The organism is Chamaesiphon sp. OTE_8_metabat_110, assembly GCF_031382685.1.
GTDB lineage: Bacteria > Cyanobacteriota > Cyanobacteriia > Cyanobacteriales > Chamaesiphonaceae > Chamaesiphon.
This window is the reverse complement of sequence record NZ_JANMZA010000120.1, coordinates 1-3,828: the sequence shown is the minus strand read 5'-3', so window position 1 is coordinate 3,828 and position 3,828 is coordinate 1. Positions and strand designations below refer to the sequence as shown.

2 protein-coding genes are annotated in these 3,828 nt (G+C 53.2%); both read right to left on the bottom strand.

Going from position 1 to position 3,828, the window contains the following annotated elements; all coding sequences use genetic code 11:
- A partial coding sequence (locus tag RMO52_RS04280; RefSeq protein WP_310411189.1) for an efflux RND transporter permease subunit occupies positions 1-2,831 on the bottom strand: 2,831 nt, incomplete at its 3' end.
- Positions 2,828-3,828: efflux RND transporter periplasmic adaptor subunit (locus tag RMO52_RS04275; RefSeq protein ID WP_310411186.1), on the bottom strand; the 1,001-nt coding region annotated here is incomplete at its 5' end. The genes RMO52_RS04280 and RMO52_RS04275, both read right to left, overlap by 4 nt.

Genomic DNA, 3,828 nt, shown 5'->3' with positions numbered 1-3,828 from the left:
CTCAATAGTGCGCCAGTCAATCCCATCGGTACGGTTGCCATAATCACCAGCGGATACAGGAACGATCGATATAGAGCCACCAGCAGTAAGTAGGTAATAATTACCGAGAACGCAAAAGCCGCAGCGAGTTGACTGACGGTTTCCGATAATCGATCGGCAGAGCCAGCCAATTCTAAGCGAAATTCTGGCGGTAATTTGGTGCGTAAGGGGACGAGGATTTGCGATTCAGTTTGGCTCACTAGCTGTCCCAAGGGTGCGGCGGGAGTCAGGCTGACAGTCAGGGTGGTGGAGCGTTCTAAGTCTACATGATTGATTACGCCAGGGCCGATGGTTTCTTTGACGGTGGCGACATCCGCGAGCTGAAGTTGTCCGCCAGTGGGGGTTGGTGTGGTTGTAGCAGTTGCCGTTGTGGGGGTGGTGCTCGATGTCGTCTGGGGAATCTGTGCGCTGTAGAGCGATAATTGCCGCAACTGTTCGGGTGTTTTGACAAAGATATTTTGCAACTGGACGGTGACATCGAGTTCTTCTTTGCCGTCGATAAATTGTGATGCAAAGCGTCCTCCTAGAGCCGCTTCCACCATCGCGCCGACTTCTGATTCGGAAAGTCCGACCTCGGCGAGGCGTTCGCGATTGGGAATTACTTGCAGTTGGGGCGCACCATCGATCGCATTGGAACGGGCATTGGCAACTCCTGGCAGGGCGGAGATTTGCTTAATTAACTGTTGTTCTAACTGGTTGAGTCGAGTGAGATCGGGGCCGATAATTTGCACCTCAAAGGATTTACCCGGATCGTTGAAGATCGGGAACCGGATCGGGAACATAAATTTGTAACCTGGATAACCGAAGCTTTTGCCAGTCAAACGTTTTTCCATGTCTGCCAGTCCGCCGCCCGTGGCTGAATCAGGTTTCAAGGACATCCCAATCCCGCGAAACTGGGCAAAGTTGGCAAAAAAGGTGCTGGAGATTTCGGGTTGCTGTTTGAGATAGGATCGGGCTGGTGCTGACAGCTTGACGGCTTCAGGGACGCTGGTACCAGGAAAGTTCTCGGTCAACCAAAATACAAAATTGAGGTTGCCTTGGGGCAGATAATCGGCTGAGGGCAGCAAGAAAATACTCGATACCAATAACACGATCGGAATCGATAATAATGCCAGCCGCCGCAGCATCCGACCCGGCCCTAATGCCCATCCGACTGTTGCTAACAAAAAGCTTTCTAATTTGCTTTGTAACCGTCGAAATGCGGCGGAAGTACGGACGATCGATCCTTCCAACCAGTTGCGGCGAACTTGCACCTGCTCGGCAGTATTGGTATTGCCCACTTGAAACGTTTGCTGCGCCTCGGCGGGATCGAGTACCAGACTTGCCAGCATCGGCAAAAATGTCAAGCAGGCAAACATCGATAATACTGCCGCCGCCGTAATCGTAATTGCCATATCGATAAATAACTGCGAGACTTCGCCCGTTACCAGCACCAACGGCGCAAATACGGCCACGTTTGCTAATGTTGCCGCCACAATTGCCCCGCTGACTTCCTGGGTGCCGTCGATCGTCGCTTGCAGGCGATCTTTGCCCTGCTGCATGTGGGTGAAAATATTTTCGATGACGACGATCGCATTATCGACCACCATCCCCGCTGCAAACCCCAATGCCGCTAAACTGATAATATTGAGCGATCGACCCAAAACGGCACTGACGATAAATACTACAACCATCGCGATCGGAATGCTAATCGCCACCACTACTACCGTCCGCAGCGAACCCAAAAATAACAGCAGTACCAAGATCGCCAGCACGCCACCCGTAATTAAATCGCCGCGCACATTCGCCACCGACTGCTCGATATAAGTACTCTCATCGTAAAGAATCTCGAAAGCCACGCCTTGGTTTTGTCGATCGAATTGGGCTTCTAAATTCGCCAACACCTCCTTGACACCCCTGGCTACCTCCGGCACATTCGCCCCCACGCGGCGGATGATCCCAATGCCTGCCGAGGGCGCATCATTAAATAAAAACGCACTGTCTTGGAACTTGCGCCCCATTTCGACAGTAGCCACATCGCGGAGATATACCGTCCCAGAGTCATCGCGCCGCAGCACAAAGCTTTCAAGCTGTTTAATTGCTTGGGCGCGGTTGACCGTCCGCACTTGATATTCGCGTTTGCCGATGACTAGAGGGCCACCGCGAATATCGCGATTATTGGTACTCAACGTACTTGTAACATTAGTCAAGCTAAGATTGCGATCGGCCAAAGCTTTGGGATCGACTAATACTTCTACCACCCGTCCCTGCCCGCCAATGATAAAAAATCGACTCGTGCCTTCCACTCGGCGAAGTGCGGGTTCGATCGTTTGGTCGATTAGGTCGCGATAACGGTTAGAGTCAGTCTGAAAGCCTGGTTTGGGCTTGAGCACCAGCCAGATCATCGGGTTATTATTGCCGCTGGCGACCTGAATATCCGAATCACCCGCTTCCGCTGGGAGATCTCCGAGTTGCTGGAGCTTGTTGAGTGTCGCCACCAGCCGCGCATCGACATCGGTACCCCAATCAAATTTCATCGTAATCGTGCTAAATCCCGATAAACTTTGGCTGGTAATTTCTTGAATCCCTTCAATTTCCTCTAACACATCCTCGATCGGGCGGGTGATTAAATTTTCCACCTCAGAGGGTGCTGCACCGATATAAGGCGTAGAAATCGTAATTTCCGGTCGATCGCCTCCAGGCTGGAGTTCTAACGGCAGCCGAAACAGGGCGACGAATCCAAACATCACCAACAATAAAAACAACACAAAGGTACCGTGTCGCCACCGGATCGCAGTTTCAATGAAGTTCATGAGGTTTTGTTCGTTTTTTGGTTTTCGACGACCTGCACGGGCGATCCTGACTTGAGTGCTTCGCTGCCTCGCACTACCACTGCCTGCCCCGCCCGCAACTGAGGGCTAGAAATTGCCACCGTTTCGCCCAGATCGGCGACCATCTGCACTTTAACTTCCACCGCCTTACCATCCCGAACCGTATACACCAGGCAGTTTTCATCGCGGCGAACCAGCGCATCACGAGGGACGACCAGATTAGTTGCCGCGATCGGTAACTGGAGCGTACCCGCGATCGCCATCTTGGGTAATAAATTCTGAGGTGGATTTAGCAACCGCAACCGTACTAGTTGCCGTCGCGATGCGGCATTAGCCGCCGGAACCACACCGCTAATCGTCGCGCGTCCGCGCCAATCTGGTAGAGCGCGCGCTCGGAGTTCTACGGGTAAGCCAGTCCTCACGCTACCAGTAAGTTGTTCTGGTAGTTCCAAAAACACATCCAACTCGTTATTATTTACCAGCGTCACTATTGAATCGCGGCTCTCGACCAGATCGCCCACATTTACCTGCCGCGTTTGCACCGTACCAGCAATCGGCGACTTAACTTGAGTCCGCGTTAGGGTGAGTCGAGACTGGTTGACCACCGATTGAGCCGCAGCGACGCTGGCTTTCTGCGCGTCAATTTCCTCGCGAGTCGGGCCAGCCGTGGCTTCTGCTAAAGTCGCTTCTGCTTGCGCCCGCTGTGCCCGTGTAGTATCGACACTGGCGCGAGATTCTACCAGTACCCGTTGGGCGATCGCCCCAGCTTTGACCAGCGATGCGTTGCGATTCAAGTTATCCAGAGCCTCGCGTTCGCTCGCCTGAGCGGAACGTACTTGCGCTCGTCGTTGAGCGATAATTTCCGATCGAGTCCCCACTTGCAGCCGTGCCAGTTCGCTACGAGCTTGTGCCAGTTTGGCTTGTGACTCTGCTAGTGCGAGTTGTCGCTCGTCATCATCCAGAGTCGCGATCGTCATCC